General features: G+C 50.1%; 16 protein-coding genes and 1 other RNA gene. 8 read left to right on the top strand and 9 right to left on the bottom strand.

Annotated elements, in window-relative coordinates; translation table 11 throughout:
* Positions 1 to 102: 102 nt before the first annotated feature.
* Positions 103 to 285, bottom strand: coding sequence for a hypothetical protein (locus MHI43_RS23395; RefSeq protein WP_015736702.1), 183 nt, complete (start codon positions 283 to 285; stop codon positions 103 to 105).
* Positions 286 to 288: 3 nt separating this feature from the next.
* Positions 289 to 522, bottom strand: coding sequence for a hypothetical protein (locus tag MHI43_RS23390; RefSeq protein WP_009594800.1), 234 nt, complete (start codon positions 520 to 522; stop codon positions 289 to 291).
* A gap of 196 nt (positions 523 to 718) precedes the next feature.
* On the opposite strand from MHI43_RS23390, the gene MHI43_RS23385 reads away from it, so the two are divergent.
* The gene (locus tag MHI43_RS23385) at positions 719 to 916 is read left to right on the top strand and encodes a cold shock domain-containing protein (protein WP_006211711.1); all 198 of its coding nucleotides are present in this window, start codon (positions 719 to 721) and stop codon (positions 914 to 916) included.
* 193 nt (positions 917 to 1109) lie between these two features.
* On the opposite strand, the gene MHI43_RS23380 is transcribed toward MHI43_RS23385, so the two are convergent.
* On the bottom strand, positions 1110 to 2300 hold the full coding sequence (locus MHI43_RS23380; RefSeq protein ID WP_015736701.1) for an MFS transporter: 1191 nt from the start codon (positions 2298 to 2300) through the stop codon (positions 1110 to 1112).
* A 249-nt stretch (positions 2301 to 2549) separates the two neighbouring features.
* Here MHI43_RS23380 and MHI43_RS23375 point away from each other — a divergent pair, with 249 nt between their 5' ends.
* The gene (locus tag MHI43_RS23375) at positions 2550 to 3632 is read left to right on the top strand and encodes a tetraprenyl-beta-curcumene synthase family protein (protein ID WP_015736700.1); all 1083 of its coding nucleotides are present in this window, start codon (positions 2550 to 2552) and stop codon (positions 3630 to 3632) included.
* Positions 3633 to 3653: 21 nt separating this feature from the next.
* Positions 3654 to 4625 (top strand): 6-phosphofructokinase, encoded by a 972-nt coding sequence (gene pfkA / locus MHI43_RS23370; RefSeq protein WP_009594803.1) that lies wholly within the window; start codon positions 3654 to 3656, stop codon positions 4623 to 4625.
* A 136-nt stretch (positions 4626 to 4761) separates the two neighbouring features.
* Here the strand turns inward: pfkA and MHI43_RS23365 are convergent, their stop codons facing one another.
* The 4 genes from MHI43_RS23365 to MHI43_RS23350 all read right to left on the bottom strand — a co-directional run bounded on the left by MHI43_RS23365 (position 4762) and on the right by MHI43_RS23350 (position 9206).
* The gene (locus MHI43_RS23365; RefSeq protein ID WP_015736699.1) at positions 4762 to 6138 is read right to left on the bottom strand and encodes an MATE family efflux transporter; all 1377 of its coding nucleotides are present in this window, start codon (positions 6136 to 6138) and stop codon (positions 4762 to 4764) included.
* A 273-nt stretch (positions 6139 to 6411) separates the two neighbouring features.
* Positions 6412 to 7623, bottom strand: a complete 1212-nt coding sequence (locus MHI43_RS23360; protein ID WP_015736698.1) for a putative glycoside hydrolase — start codon at positions 7621 to 7623, stop codon at positions 6412 to 6414.
* A gap of 393 nt (positions 7624 to 8016) precedes the next feature.
* Positions 8017 to 8211: a hypothetical protein gene (locus tag MHI43_RS23355; protein ID WP_006211704.1), complete on the bottom strand. Its 195-nt coding sequence runs from the start codon at positions 8209 to 8211 to the stop codon at positions 8017 to 8019.
* A gap of 173 nt (positions 8212 to 8384) precedes the next feature.
* The gene (locus MHI43_RS23350; protein ID WP_015736697.1) at positions 8385 to 9206 is read right to left on the bottom strand and encodes a YitT family protein; all 822 of its coding nucleotides are present in this window, start codon (positions 9204 to 9206) and stop codon (positions 8385 to 8387) included.
* A gap of 286 nt (positions 9207 to 9492) precedes the next feature.
* Between MHI43_RS23350 and MHI43_RS23345 the strand changes: the two genes are divergently transcribed.
* Entirely contained in the window at positions 9493 to 11094 is a 1602-nt protein-coding gene (locus MHI43_RS23345) for a DEAD/DEAH box helicase (RefSeq protein WP_009594830.1), read from the top strand.
* 194 nt (positions 11095 to 11288) lie between these two features.
* On the opposite strand, the gene MHI43_RS23340 is transcribed toward MHI43_RS23345, so the two are convergent.
* Complete coding sequence (locus MHI43_RS23340) at positions 11289 to 11390, bottom strand: hypothetical protein (RefSeq protein ID WP_015736696.1); 102 nt, start codon at positions 11388 to 11390, stop codon at positions 11289 to 11291.
* Between the two features lie 188 nt (positions 11391 to 11578).
* Here MHI43_RS23340 and MHI43_RS23335 point away from each other — a divergent pair, with 188 nt between their 5' ends.
* From MHI43_RS23335 to MHI43_RS23325, 3 genes are all read left to right on the top strand, one after another.
* Complete coding sequence (locus tag MHI43_RS23335; protein ID WP_015736695.1) at positions 11579 to 12382, top strand: DUF624 domain-containing protein; 804 nt, start codon at positions 11579 to 11581, stop codon at positions 12380 to 12382.
* A gap of 45 nt (positions 12383 to 12427) precedes the next feature.
* A non-coding RNA gene (ssrS, locus tag MHI43_RS23330) (6S RNA) lies at positions 12428 to 12619 on the top strand.
* A gap of 145 nt (positions 12620 to 12764) precedes the next feature.
* On the top strand, positions 12765 to 13157 hold the full coding sequence (locus tag MHI43_RS23325; RefSeq protein ID WP_006211699.1) for a DUF1499 domain-containing protein: 393 nt from the start codon (positions 12765 to 12767) through the stop codon (positions 13155 to 13157).
* Positions 13158 to 13229: 72 nt separating this feature from the next.
* Here the strand turns inward: MHI43_RS23325 and tpx are convergent, their stop codons facing one another.
* Entirely contained in the window at positions 13230 to 13748 is a 519-nt protein-coding gene (gene tpx / locus MHI43_RS23320; RefSeq protein ID WP_009594784.1) for a thiol peroxidase, read from the bottom strand.
* 122 nt (positions 13749 to 13870) lie between these two features.
* On the opposite strand from tpx, the gene MHI43_RS23315 reads away from it, so the two are divergent.
* On the top strand, positions 13871 to 14485 hold the full coding sequence (locus MHI43_RS23315) for a rhomboid family intramembrane serine protease (protein ID WP_015736694.1): 615 nt from the start codon (positions 13871 to 13873) through the stop codon (positions 14483 to 14485).
* Positions 14486 to 14502 lie beyond the last annotated feature (17 nt).

Here is a 14502-nt window from a genome sequence, read left to right as displayed (position 1 = left end):
GTAATGCAGAGCACCTTGGCGCCTCTCATGGCATAATACCTCCTCGAATTGAAGCATCCGAGCGATAGTATGCCGCGTACCCGCCACTTTCATCCTATAAATTTACGAGGAACCCAGATTCAAGAAACTGTATACAATAAGGTAAAAGGCAAACAAGATAAAGGCGACGGCAATCAGGGCCATCCCCCTTCTCAGTCTTTGGGGTATCCGATCCCGGTACATGATCATGATGGCACCCAGACTGAAGGCCAGAATAATGAAGATGACGATATTCGTATAATCCATCCATTACACCTGCTTAAAGGCAGCCATCATTTCTCTCCACTCATCTTCCCGGCCTTCGAAATCTTCTTTGGGAAAGCGGTTTTGAGCCCAGTGCATCAAGGCTGGCCGACTCATGAAGGTATGGGTCTCTTCACCCCACTGGTCGGAAATTTCGCGAAGAACGATGTATCGGCCCTGAACTTCGACCGTCATCATGTTCCACTTGTCTTTTTTGTATATTTCATGTTTTTTGATCATATGCATCTCCGTTTGCTACTTAGGCTTTTGGGTAAATGATAACGCACTCGCGGGCTTAAAAGCAAATCATCTTCTGATTAAAATAGTGTGCCGAAAAAAGCCCCTTAGGGTGAATTGACGGATTGCATTGTCAGAAAACATGGGATATAATATGGATATTCGCCATAGATGGCGGTATTTTTAGGAGGTTGTTCATTTGAAAGGTACAGTTAAATGGTTTAACGCAGAAAAAGGTTACGGCTTCATTTCCGTTGAAGGTGGCGAGGATGTATTCGTACACTTCTCCGCAATTCAAGAAGAAGGCTTCAAGAGTTTGGAAGAAGGTCAAGCGGTTGAGTTCGACATCACAGAAGGTAACCGTGGTCCTCAAGCAGCCAACGTAACAAAACTGTAAGCTAACTCCCGATACGGAGATCTTATAGAATTACCAAGGCATGAAGCACAGTTCTCTAACGAGAACTGTGCTTTTTTGTATTCTTTTGGGTCAAGCAGGTCTGGTCAGGATCAATCAAAGGCAGGTTCGGATCGATACCCGGTCCGTACTTGCCTTTATGATCTTATACCCAGGGGGCGTTTCGCGCTGTATTCTAGGCGCCGAATCCAGAGGTATGCATCTCCTCCGGCTTGGCGAAGAGGTGCCGGTAGATAAAGCCGAGGCAGGCAGCGAAGGACAGGAGAGCTGCAAGCAGGTAGAAGGACGATCTCCCCGCGGCTTCGAACAGCAAACCGCCGAAAGCTCCACTGAGAAGCCCTGAGACGCTTGACCAGAAAATAATGAAGAGCGCCATCCCGGTCGCCCGGTACTGCCACGGAATGATCCTGGTAATATAACGGACCGCGGTTACATAGAACACGCCGAAGGTAATGCTGTGAAGCGACTGGACGGCGAGCACCGACAACGGATCGGACGCCAGCGCCATGAGCAGGAAGCGGAGCGCAAACATCAGGCTTGCAAAGCCGAGCAGCGGCAGCTCCTTCATCTTGTCTCCATACTTGCTCAGCAGGAAAAAAATCGGGATCTCGCTGGCAGCCGAGATCATCAAGGACCACCCGATAAGACCCTCGCCCGCACCAAGCCCCGATAAGGTGAGCGTCAGAAAGGCTTCATTCATGCGGTGTGCGATGGCAAGACAGAAGGTGCAGCCGAAGAACCACAATATTTCTTTCGAACGCAATATTTTGAGCAGGGCTGCCAGTTCTACAGGCTCTGACTTGGCCGCGACGCCATCGCGGATAAGAAAGGAGCATATGAGCGTAAACACGCCGATCCCGATGCCGATCGACAGCGCAGCCGAAGCGCCCGCTGCACCGATGGCATATCCAATGCCAAGGGCGAAGAACGCGTAGCCGAGCGAGCCGAATACGCGGATGACGGTAAAGCTGCGACCGTACCGCTGCGCCGTCTGGATGGCCATCGTATCCGCCAATGGATAGACCGGGTAGTAGAAGAAATAAAACAAGCTGATCGTAATCAATACAACGCCGAAGCTTGCAACCTGCCATAGGATGAGCATCGTGACAAGCTGCCCGATAATCAGAATGTTCATGATGCGCTTGATGGTCCGGTATTTGTCGCTCGTGTAGCTCCAAATCATGTTGGAGAACATGGATATCAACGGGCCGATGGCATACAGATAGCCGATCTGCGCGCTGCTGAAGCCGATCTCTTTGTAATAAAGCGGAAAATATGAAATGACAAGGGCTGTCGTGCCGAATATCGTAAACATAAAGGCGCGGAGCCAATTCTGATCCGGTCTGGACGAAGCGGGAAGTTTCATGCTGGGGATCTCCGTTCTTTCATGAACCCGTGGACCGGTGGATGAAACGGCATTCGCGAAGTTCATGGTCTGTTGTTCAACTCCGACTAGTATATAACATATCGCTGATTGGAGATAGATGGATAATAGAATGCGTTAACGGCCGACCCCCGTCAATGATCTGTGTTATTTGTGCAAAATGGGCGATCATATTATAATAGGTTTGATTTGGATAGGTATAAAAAGACAACCATGTGGAGGCAGAGTTCATTGAATAATCAAGAGCTAAGCCGTAAGGTTCCGCGCAGTCCGGTCGGGCTGATGAGCCGGGTGTACAAATTCATACTCCCGGAAGTGCGGAGCGAATTGGAGAAGTGGCGCCGGGAGGCTGAGCAAATTCCGGATGAGGAGCTACGAAAGCAGGCACTGGCCAGTATAGATACCAAAAGATTTCACTGCCAGGGCGGTGCGGTGTATGCCGCAGCCAATCTGCCGGAAAAGCACATTCTCATTCCATTGATTGTAGCTTACCAGACAATTAGCGATTATCTCGATAATTTATGTGACCGCAGTACTTCGCTGGATCCAGCGGATTTCAGACAGCTCCATCAGTCGATGCTGGATGCCGTTACACCTGAAATGGAGCCGGCTGATTATTACGCGCTCCGGTCCGAAAGGGAGGACGGAGGTTATCTTCTCCGCCTTGTGCAGAAATGCCGGGATTGCATCGGGCAATTATCAGGATATGAAGCGGCAAAGCCCTACATAAGGGATTTGGCTGGGCTTTATACCGATTTGCAGGTATACAAGCACATCCATCCGGATAAGAGAGAAGCGGCATTGCTTGAATGGTGGTCCCGGCATGCACACCGGACACCGCATCTGCGGTGGAACGAGTTTGCGGCTGCAACGGGATCAACCTTGGGTGTGTTCATGCTGTTCTTGGCTGCAACCGATCCGTTTCTGGATGACGAGGATGCATCGTCCATTCATGCGTCTTATTTTCCGAATGTATGCAGTCTCCACATTATGCTGGATTATCTTATTGATCAAGACGAAGACAGGCTGGGCGGCGATCTGAACTTTTGTAATTATTACGAAGATGCCGATACGATGCTGAACCGTATAGCTTCCATTGTTGAGTGGGCCCGGAAGGATGTCAGAACGATTCCCTCGACCCCTTTTCATCGTATGATCATTGAGGGGTTACTGGCGTTATATTTATCCGATCCAAAAGTCAGCGAGCAGCAACTGGTTCGCACCGTATCCAAGCGTTTGATGAAGAAGAGCCCGATGACCCGGATTTTTTTCTACGTCAACAGCCGATGGATTCGTAAGCATAAGCATGAGTGACATTGAAGGAGGAAAAGAGACATGGCAGAGGTTAAAAAAATTGCAGTTCTTACAAGTGGTGGCGATTCCCAAGGGATGAACGCGGCGCTGCGCGCCGTTGTACGGAGCGGTTTGTATTATGGACTAGAGGTATACGGGATTCAACGCGGTTACCAAGGTCTTCTCGAAAACGACATTATCAAAATGGACCTTCGCAGCGTAGGGGATATCATCCAGCGCGGAGGCACGATTCTTCGTTCCGCCCGTTGTGAGGAGTTCAAGACGGCGGAAGGGCAGCAGAAAGGCGCCGACATTCTGAATCAGCACGGCATCGACGGTTTGGTCGTCATCGGCGGAGACGGCTCGTACCAAGGTGCGAACAAGCTGAGCAAGCTCGGAATCAAAACGATGGGTCTTCCGGGCACGATTGATAATGATATTTCCTTTACCGACTATACGATCGGTTTTGATACAGCGGTCAGCGTCGTTGTAGACGCTGTAAACAAATTGCGCGATACGATGTCTTCCCATGCCCGCTCGTCGGTTGTAGAAGTTATGGGACGCCACTGCGGCGATATCGCCCTTCACGCGGGCCTGGCTTCCGGGGCGGAGACCATCCTGGTGCCGGAAGTGGAGTACAATCTTGATGAAGTGGCGACGCGTCTTCGCGAGAATTTTGCCAAAGGTAAGCGCCACAGCATCATTATCGTAGCGGAAGGCGTCGGACGCGGCGAGGATGTTGTCCACGATCTGAAAGAGTGCCATGCGTCAATCGATGCCCGCGTAACCGTGCTTGGTCATATCCAGCGCGGCGGAGCTCCGACTCCGTTTGACCGCAATTTGGCAAGCCGTCTCGGCGATTTTGCGGTTCGCAGCCTGATTGATGGCCAATCCGACAAAGGATGCGGCATCATCAAAGGCGAACTGGTCCTTACGGACATTGACAAGGTCGTTAATACCAAGAAGGAATTTGACCGGGATCTGTACGATCTGGCTTTGCGATTGTCCCAATAAGTCCGTTTTGACGATAACGATAAAAGACCGTCTCCATGGCAGAATCCATTCTGCTTGGAGACGGTCTTTTTTTAGTATAAATGTTAGACCATCCTGATGTCGCAATAACAACTTCCGCGATATGCGGTCCGTTGTCTTATGATGCGGATAAGGACGTTGCCTTTGCCTGGCCAGCGAACTTGCGTTGGACTTTGACCAGGCGCATAAGCATCAGGGCCGCGCCTACCCCAAGTCCCGTGATCAACCCGATCCAGTAGCCGAAGGCTTGCCAATCGGTATAGTTGGCGAGCACGTATCCCACAGGCAGGCCAATGACCCAGAACGATAGAAAAGCGAGCATAAAAGCGACGTTAACGTCTTTGTAGCCTCGCAGCGCTCCTTGGGTCGGCGTGGCGATCGCGTCCGAGATCTGGAAGAAAATCGCGAACAGCAGGAAATGCTGGATCAACGCCACGACCTCAGGCTCGTTGGAATATAAACCGGCAACCTGGCGGCCGGCCATAAACAGGACGACAGCGGTGATCAGCGACAGGATGACGGCCGTGCCGATACCGAGCTTGGCGTACTTCCAGGCATCCTTCATCCGGCCCGAGCCGGCTTCAAAGCCTACAAGAATGGTTAAGCTCATGCATATGCTTAACGGCAGCATGTACAGTGTCGTAGCGAAATTCAAGGCGGCCTGATGCGCGGCAATAGTAGCCGTGTCAAAGCTGCTCATGAGCAAAGTCACCGCGGCGAAAACTGCGGTCTCGAGAAAAATCGAGAACCCGATCGGCACGCCGATTTTTAACAGGCTCTTCCAAGCGCTCAAGGATACTCCCCGAAGCTGCCTGAAGATACCGAATGGAGAGAATGGGTGATTTCTATGGATGATGACGATGGCGATCGCCAGAACCGTCCAATAGGTAATGGCGGACGCCAGGCCGGCACCTACGCCTCCCAATCGCGGAAAGCCCCAGTAACCATAGATCAATAGGGCATTCAAGCCTACGTTCACCGGGAGGGTGATCAGCGTGATGACCATCGAAATTTTTGTTTGCCCGAGCGCATCGATGAAGCTGCGAAGCACGGTGTAGGCAAACAACGGAATGATGCCGATCGAGATGGCGGCAAGAAAATGGGAAGCAATCCGCCGAACCTCAGGCTCCAGGTTCATGGCACCAAGAATGCTCGGTACGACGGCATACCCGATGGCAAGGACGACGATGGCCAGTAAGACGGACAGCCAGAGCGCCTGGTTGACCTGATAGGCGACTTTTTGTTCCTGTCGTCCGCCGACGAGCTGCGAAACGATGGGGGTGATCCCCATGAGAATTCCGCTGAGTCCGGTTTGGACCGGAATCCAAATGCTTGTAGCGATGGCTACGCCTGCCAAGTCGACCGAGCTGAATTTTCCCGACATATTGGTGTCAAAAAAAGTAATGGCCGATAAAGCAAGCTGCGTTACGAGAATGGGGATGAGAATGATCGCGAATTGTTTCAGCTTTCCCCGTGTTGTAGTGGTCGGTTGCATTGTGATTTGCCTTTCTTTCGTTGGAGTTTTATGACGCTGTTCCTATATTGTAGGACCCTGCCCTGAGCGGGTACAATAACGGGCTTATTGAGCGGCAAGCCGTAACTCAACCAGCGTTTGAATCGGGGGGCGTCAGCTTGCTTGTTCAGGGTCGGTAGTCCGACCCTAATCTTCATCATAGCATTGGCTGTCAAGAGAGGGGTTCACCATCGTTCAAACGGAAGAAAGGGCCGGCCATAAAAGATGGCCGACCCTTTCGAAACGAATGAGTGATTATTTATGAGTGACGCCTTCCGTATAACGGTTGGAAGCATTCCAGAGTAAGTATTCATCGACGTTCGTGTCTTTGAGGGCGCGAATCTGCTCCTCGATTTCCTTTTTGCCGTATTTGGCATAGTTTCCGCTTCCGAGCCAGCTGGCGGTAAAGTCCTGAATCCAAGGCCGGATGATCGGCTTCTGCTCTCCCAGCTCATCGAGCTTCTTGTGGGTGTCTTCCATGGATCCCTTGATGGTCTGGTAAGGAGCCTTGTCCGGAACGGGGGAGCCGAACCATCCCGCCGTGTAATGGCTCGGATATACCATCGGGCTGATGATATCGACGTTTTTGGAGATTTTCACGAAGTCCTGCCCGATGCCTTCTGCCGCAGGCACCGAGGCCGCATAGCCGAAGATGTCAACGGATACGCGGATGCCGAGCGGTGCAAGCTCTTCCCGGGCATACTGCACGAAATCGGAGACCACGTCCACGCGCGATTGATCCGTCTTGGTATATTTCAGGGAATCGGCCCGTTTCTCGAAACCTTCCGGAAAACGAACATAATCGAACTGGATTTCCTTGAATCCGAGTTTGGCGGCTTCTTTGGCGATCTCGATGTTGTAATCCCAGACCTCTTTGCTGTACGGGTTGACGAAGCTGTCGCCGCCGCCGTTGGTCCATACGGTGCCATCGCTTTTACGGAAGGAAAGCTCCGGGTTTTTCTTGGCGAGAATGGTATCCTTGAACACAACCACCCTGGCGATCGGATAGATATCGTGTTTCTCCAGCCGCTTCATCAGCTGCTTGATGTCTTTGATAAACGGCTGGGATTTGCCGAGCTCCTTCAGTTTAGGATTATCGGTCTTGTACGTTATGTATCCTTCATCATCCTTGATGTCAATGACCATGGCATTGAGATCGGTGTTGTCCAAAAGATCCACCAGCTGATTCATTCTGGAGCCGCCTGCGCTATAAGCCGTTACATAAATGCCCTTGACTTTAGGCGCGTCGACCTGCGGATCGATTGCCGTCGTATTCGGCTTGATGCCGCTTTGCCCCTGGCCTTTGCCCTCGGTTTGGCCGTGGCCTTGGCTGTTGTTTTGGTGCATGCCCTGGATCATGGCGGTGTTTAATGAGGCCTGAAGTTTGGCGGTAAGATTGCCTTCCTGCGGACTGGAACTGCCTAAACCCGCGGATGCCAAGATGAATAAAGCCAAGATGATATTCATAATTACTCTCTCCCTTGTGTACATTCACATCATGATTATAAAGGAACGGTTGCCTTCAAAAAGAACAGGATTGTTACAAACGACAATAAATTGGAAACGGTGGGCGAGCGTACCTAGTTCATTAAACGGGTGAAGGGCGTTTTAAACGCTAAAGTTCGACATTAGCGGCAAGTTTACCGTGAACAACGTGTGAACATGGGGAGTGACAAGTCGGATTAGAAACACAAAGAAGATGGATAGCGGTTACATGCGGCCTTTTGCTGCTTAACGGGAAATGACGTGCCTATAGAATTCACATTTTCTCATAAAAAAATGCCGTTTTTCACCGGTGGATTTTACCTGGACCGGAGAAGAACGGCATTTGTCGTGCAATGATCGCGTGTTGCTTTAAAATTAATGAAGCGGAGTTTGATTCTGATGCTCGCAAATGCTGAACTGAATGATCTCAAGAGCGTCCTCCTGCTCCAGAATACTCAGCCCGTCCCTAAGAACGATCATGGAATTCAATTCGTTCTGTCTGAAGAACGGTATCATTTCCGGGAACCACTTCATGACGATTTGTGACAATTTTACCGTTTCCATTTCCATAAAAATCACCCTTTCCTTCCGAATTGGTTAGGCAGGACGTTCTTTTGTAAAACGGAAAAACAATTAAAATTGGGCCTGAGCGTACGCCCGGGAATCAGATCTCATGAATATTGTAGGAACCGCGCACAAATATTATACCACATATTTACCGTACTCTCACACCTGGTAAATATTTAGTTCTTGCGGAATTGCCCCATGACGGCCGTCGTTTCCACGATATTGACGAAAGCCTCGGGATCGGTTTCCGTAATGATTTGCTTCAGCTCAGCCAGCTCATATCGTGTCGTGACGGTCATGAGCATATCCTTCTCTTTATGGCTGAAAGCGCCCTGGGTTTTGATCTTGGTTATGCCGCGGGGGCGCTTGAGCAGCTTCTCCAGCAAGGCCTCCGTCCGGTTCGTGACGATAAAGACGGTCACCTTGATGTGGCTGATGTGAAGCATATCCACCATTTTACCGGCAACATAGATGGAGGCCATGGAAGCGAGCGCCAAGTTCCAATCCTGCTCCAGATATGCTACCGCCATGATGACGATGGCGTTCAGCGTCACCAGTACGCTGCCGACGGGGAAGTCCCGATATTTCGTGACCAGGGAGCCGATGATATCGAAGCCCCCGGTTGAACCGCCGACCCGAAAGGAGAGACCGGTGCCGAACCCGACAAGCACGCCGCCGAAAACAGAGGACAGAAGCATGTCGGTTGCAACGTGATTCACCGGGATAAGCTCCAGAAACAAGGTTGTGACGATAACCGAGAGGATGCTGAGACCGACGAACCTTTTGCCCAGCTTGAACCAGCCGGTGATCAGGATCGGAATGTTGAGCACAAAATACATGATGCTGATATTAAGCGGCGTAAAATAACCGATCACGAGAGCCACGCCGGATACGCCGCCGCTGAGCAGATGGTGGGGAATCAGAAACAAATTGAATCCGGCGGCGATAATCATGCCCCCGAATACGATCGAGAAATAGGTCCATAGACGCTTCAACATAGGAATCACCTCCCGGTTATTATGACTTCTTTAAGCTTGCTGGTATTCCAGAAATGTTTTGTGATATAATGTATTGGATATTCTTGAGTAGTCCGTTACATTGATAACTTTGCAAGCTTATCAGGATGATTATACATTAACCAGTCACCATACTGGTGATAAGAGAAATATACCGGTTCACCTCGTGCAGAAAATCCTGCTGGCCGGGAAAGCCTATAAACGTTACCACTACTTAAGAATACAGAGAAGAAAGTGGAAGTCCACAGATAGAAGGAGTATGAACCTATTGAAAAATTTCGCAGATTTTGGCTTGGAGCCGCGCGTGCTGCAAGCAATCACTGAGCTTGGCTTTGAGGAAGCCACACCGATTCAATCCCAATCGATTCCGATTGCTCTAACCGGCAAGGATATGATTGGACAAGCACAGACTGGTACAGGTAAGACAGCAGCATTCGGCCTACCTCTTATCCACAAAATCGCCAAGGAAGAGGAGCGTATCGTCGCTCTCATTATGACACCGACCCGTGAACTTGCCATTCAGGTTGCTGAAGAAATCGGCAAGCTGTCCCGTTTTAAAGGAATCCGTTCCTTGGCTATTTACGGCGGACAGGATATCGGGCGTCAAATCCGCGCTTTGAAAAGAAAGCCTCAGATTATTATCGGTACACCGGGTCGATTACTTGACCACATCAACAGAAAAACCATCCGTCTTGATGACGTACAAACCGTTGTATTGGACGAAGCGGATGAAATGCTGGACATGGGCTTCATGGAAGACATCCAGTCGATCCTAAAGCTTGTTCCTGAAGAACGTCAAACCTTGCTGTTCTCCGCAACTATGCCCGCTAACATTCAGAAGTTGGCATCCCAGTTCCTAAAGGAACCTGAGCATGTATCCGTTATTCCTAAGCACGTTAGTGCTCCACTGATCGACCAAGCATATATCGAAGTTCCTGAACGTCAAAAATTCGAAGCCTTGAGCCGCCTTCTGGATATGGAGTCGCCTGAGCTTGCGATTGTCTTCGGACGTACCAAGCGCCGCGTCGACGAATTGGCAGAAGCCCTGCAAAAACGCGGATATTCGGCAGATGGCCTCCATGGCGACCTGTCCCAGCACCAACGTGATACCGTCATGCGTAAATTCCGCGACGGCAGCATCGATGTGCTCGTGGCGACAGACGTGGCAGCGCGCGGTCTCGACGTATCCGGCGTTACCCATGTCGTAAACTTTGACTTGCCGCAAGATCCGGAAAGCTATGTACACCGTATTGGACGTACGGGCCGTGCGGGCAAGGAAGGTACAGCCTGGTCCTTCGTGACGCCGCGTGAAATGGATCATCTGTATTTCATCGAGCGTGTGACGCGCCACCGTATTCCGCGCAAGCCGCTGCCAACGATTGCCGAAGCGATCGAAGGTAAACAGCGCATCATCGCTGAGCGCGTGCTTGAAATTATTGAGCAAGGGGAATTGACCGAGTACAAAGGTCTTGCCATTCAATTGCTGGAGCAGTACGATTCCGTACAATTGCTTGCAGCTGCAATGAAAATCCTGACAGGCGACAAGAAGGAAGCATCCGATATTCACCTTACCCCTGAGGATCCGATCCGCGCCAAACGCCGGAAGCCGGATATCCGTAATGGCCGCAAGCCTAGCGGCGGTTATGGCGGACGCGGCAACAGCGGCGGATATCGCCGTGACGGCGGAAGTGGCGGCGGCGGTAACCGTGGCGGCTACTCCAAAGGCGGATACAACCGTGACGGCGGTGGTGGTTACAACCGTGATCGCGATGGCGGTGGTTACAACCGTGACCGCAACAACAGCGGTGACCGCAAACCGCGTTCCTACAGCGGCGGCGAGCGTCGCCCTAACCGGAGCGGAGACGAATAATAACGGCTAACTTCCTTTACCGGGAGTAACCTGCCGAAACACCAAAAGACGAAGCAGCAGCCCACGCCAAGTGGAGCCGCGCTTCGTCTTTTGGTGCATGGTTAAAGAGGATGCACCCTGAGTGCATCCCCATTAACCGCGCAGTTTAAACCCACGATCAGCCCATCTGTTTCACGATAATGACTAAGGAGACATTAGATATAGAATGTGCTAAGAATAATTACAAGCAGGATGAACAGAACCAGGACAATACCAACGTTATTTCCGTAGCCGTAACCTCCGCCTTCACAAGACATACATAATCCCTCCTCTTTAAATTTGGAAATTCAAGCTTGTTGAATGGATTACGTGATATCGTATGGAGAAACAGGGCCACTGGATTGGATATACACCCAGGTTCGTATAAATTAGGCTCTGGCAATGCATGTACAAAATAAGGTATATTAATAGATACATGCATGATTTGAGTGAGGAGGAAACGGATTTGGAAATGAAAGGAGCCATGGGTGGCTTATATAAGCTCACCGAGTGGATTACCCGTATTGCTTTTTCGAACATCTTGTGGGTTATTTGTACATCGCCTTTCCTGTTTATCGTTCTAACCAAATTCCTAATGGCCGTTCAGACACCGGAAGCGCATAACGAGCAGCTGCTGTCGAACTGGATCCTGGGAATATTATCACCGTTTGTTTTATTTCCGGCTACGGCGGCTTTATTTACCGTTGTGCGGAAATGGGTAATGGGCAATCCGGACGTGTCCGTGTTCAAAACGTTCTTTAAGGGTTATAAGGAAAATTACAAGCAGAGCATGATCGGCGGTATTTTTTATACGCTGCTGTTCGTGATTATGTACGTGGATTACACGGTTTATATGACGCAGCTCGATGGCTTCCAGCTTGTCGGCATCGTGATGCTGGTGCTTCTCATCGTACTGTTTGTCTCCCTGTTTAATTTCTTCTCCATGACCGTTCATTATGAGATGAAAACGACTCAGCTCCTAAAAAATGCGGTGCTGCTGACTCTGATTCGTCCGTTCCGCGTATTTTCGACTTTGATCGGAAGCGCTGTCTTGGCGTATATCGGCACGCAAATGCCGGTGCTCTTCGTGTTCTTCCTGTTCTGCCTGATGGCCTTGTTCGCGTTCTTTAACTTCTATGCGACCTTTACCAAAATGCAGGAGCAGCAGGAAAAAATGAAGAAGGCCGAGGAAGAGGAGTCGGAAACCGAGCAAGCTCTTCTGGAAAGCATGGATTCTGCCAAAAAGGGAGAGAACGGATCGAAACCTTAAATAACGAGAGGTTTACTTTTCCGGCAAAACCCCCTATAATAAGACTACATCCTGCGATGTTCGTTTCGGTTTTCCGTTGTTTTGAACCAATGACGATGTCTAGGGAGATCTATACGTAATCGTGGCTGAAATGCCCTGTCTATATGACAAGGGGAATTCATAAGCGGTTCTGCGGTCACCCACCTGCTATAGCAGGTTCGAAGACAATGTTTACCGGACGGCATAGGCGGGTTTCGTCAAGCCAATGAATGGGCACCTCTTTTATTTCGAATTCGAAGTGAAAGAGGTGCCTTTTTGCTGTATATAAAGGTTTGCTGAAAGCATAAACAATGTTAAACTAGAGTATGGAAAGGAACGGTCATTTATAAAGGAGGAACGGTCTTTGTCATTAAAACGAGTTCTAATCGGTATCGTGCGCAGCTATGACGGCACAAGCGACCGTGCTAAAGATCCCAAGCTGAAGACGCGTTATTACAATCTTTCAAAAGAAAAGTGTTTTGAAGAGGTTTCCTCGACACTGAAAAAAATTCCGGGTTACAAAGTTCTGCATGAGGTAAAATCCGTGGGAGAAATCACGTTAGAGAAAAGAACCTCCTTTGGACGTACGCTGGACATTACCGTATCCGTGCTCGGCATCAGTCCGGTTCGCAGCGCAGTTGACATGTATTCGGCATCCCGCGGTTCCCTTGGGGATCTGGGGGCGAACTACCGGGTCATCTTGAACCTGTACGCTGTACTGGACAAAAAACTGAGCAAGTATAAAGTGGATGCTTAGTAGAATAAGAAAAAGCGGGAGAGCTGCTCTCCCGCTTTTTAAAGGTGTGCCGCATATGTAGCCTTCGGCGTGTTAACGCAGAGATTTCACGGCATCGATGGCAGCTTCGTAATTCGGGTGCTCCGTCATTTCGCCAAGGTATTCTACGTAGGTGATGGTATCGTTAGCATCCACGACGAAGATCGAACGCATGTCGAGCTGAAACTCCTTGATGAGCACGCCATACGCTTCACCGAAAGAACGCGATTTATAGTCGGACAGCGTAATGACCCGGTCAACGCCTGCAGCTCCGCACCAGCGGGCCTGGGCGAACGGAAGGTCGGCACTGATCGTAAGGATCACGACATCGTCGCCAAGTCCGGCGGCCTCTTCGTTGAAACGGCGCGTCTGTGCGTCGCATACCCCGGTGTCGAGGGAAGGAACGACGCTGATCAGCTTGATTTTACCTGCATAATCTTTAAGAGATACGTCTTCGAGCAGGTTCTTGCTCACGGTAAAATCCGGCGCGGCATCACCAGCCTTGAGCTGTGGTCCGATGAGTGTAATAGGATTGCCCTTGAAAGTGGCAGCTCCTGAACGTTCTTGAGCCATGAGAAATCTCCTCCTTGGATATCAAAGTTTGGTGATCAGGTTCATGGTACATTATAATCTTTTTAAAAAGGGAATGTCCACTAAAGGGCACCCCTGGCCTGGTTTAGGATGAGGAGGATGCTATGATATTCGTACGTTATGAGAATTGGAAAAGTTATTTGCGTTATTATCCCGTTACATCGCTGCTGCTTGTGATTAACCTGGTGATGTTTGTGATCACATCCATTGACGGCGGTTCGAGGAATCCGATGACGCTGCTGAAATATGGGGCTTTGTCGGATTTGCCGCAGTTCGTCGACCAGGCATGGAGATACTTTACGGCGATGTTCCTCCATAACGGATTTGACCATTTGTTGTTCAACAGCTTCGCACTGCTGGTATTCGTTCCCCCGCTGGAGAGAATCATGGGGAGCTGGAAATTTGCCATTCTGTATCTGCTCAGCGGTGTTCTTGGTAATGTAATCGGATTGGCTTATTATGAGCGCATGGATAGCTATACCTTCCTTGTAGGCGCCTCAGGAGCCATATACGGAGCTTATGGCGCTTATCTGTACATCGCCTTGTTCCAGCAGCATGTCATTGATGAGTCGTCCCGCAAGACGCTGTTCACCCTGCTTATATTGGGGATCTTGTTCTCGTTTACCCCAGGGGTCAGCCTTGTAGCCCATGTCGGCGGATTGGTAGGCGGATTTTTCCTCTACGGTCTCATGATTCGATTATTCAAACGTCGAACATAATCGGACCTAAGAGGGTC

It is taken from the genome of Paenibacillus sp. FSL H8-0457 (genome assembly GCF_038051935.1).
Classification (GTDB): Bacteria; Bacillota; Bacilli; order Paenibacillales; family Paenibacillaceae; genus Paenibacillus_AQ; species Paenibacillus_AQ lautus_A.
This window is presented reverse-complemented; position numbering and strand designations above follow the sequence as displayed.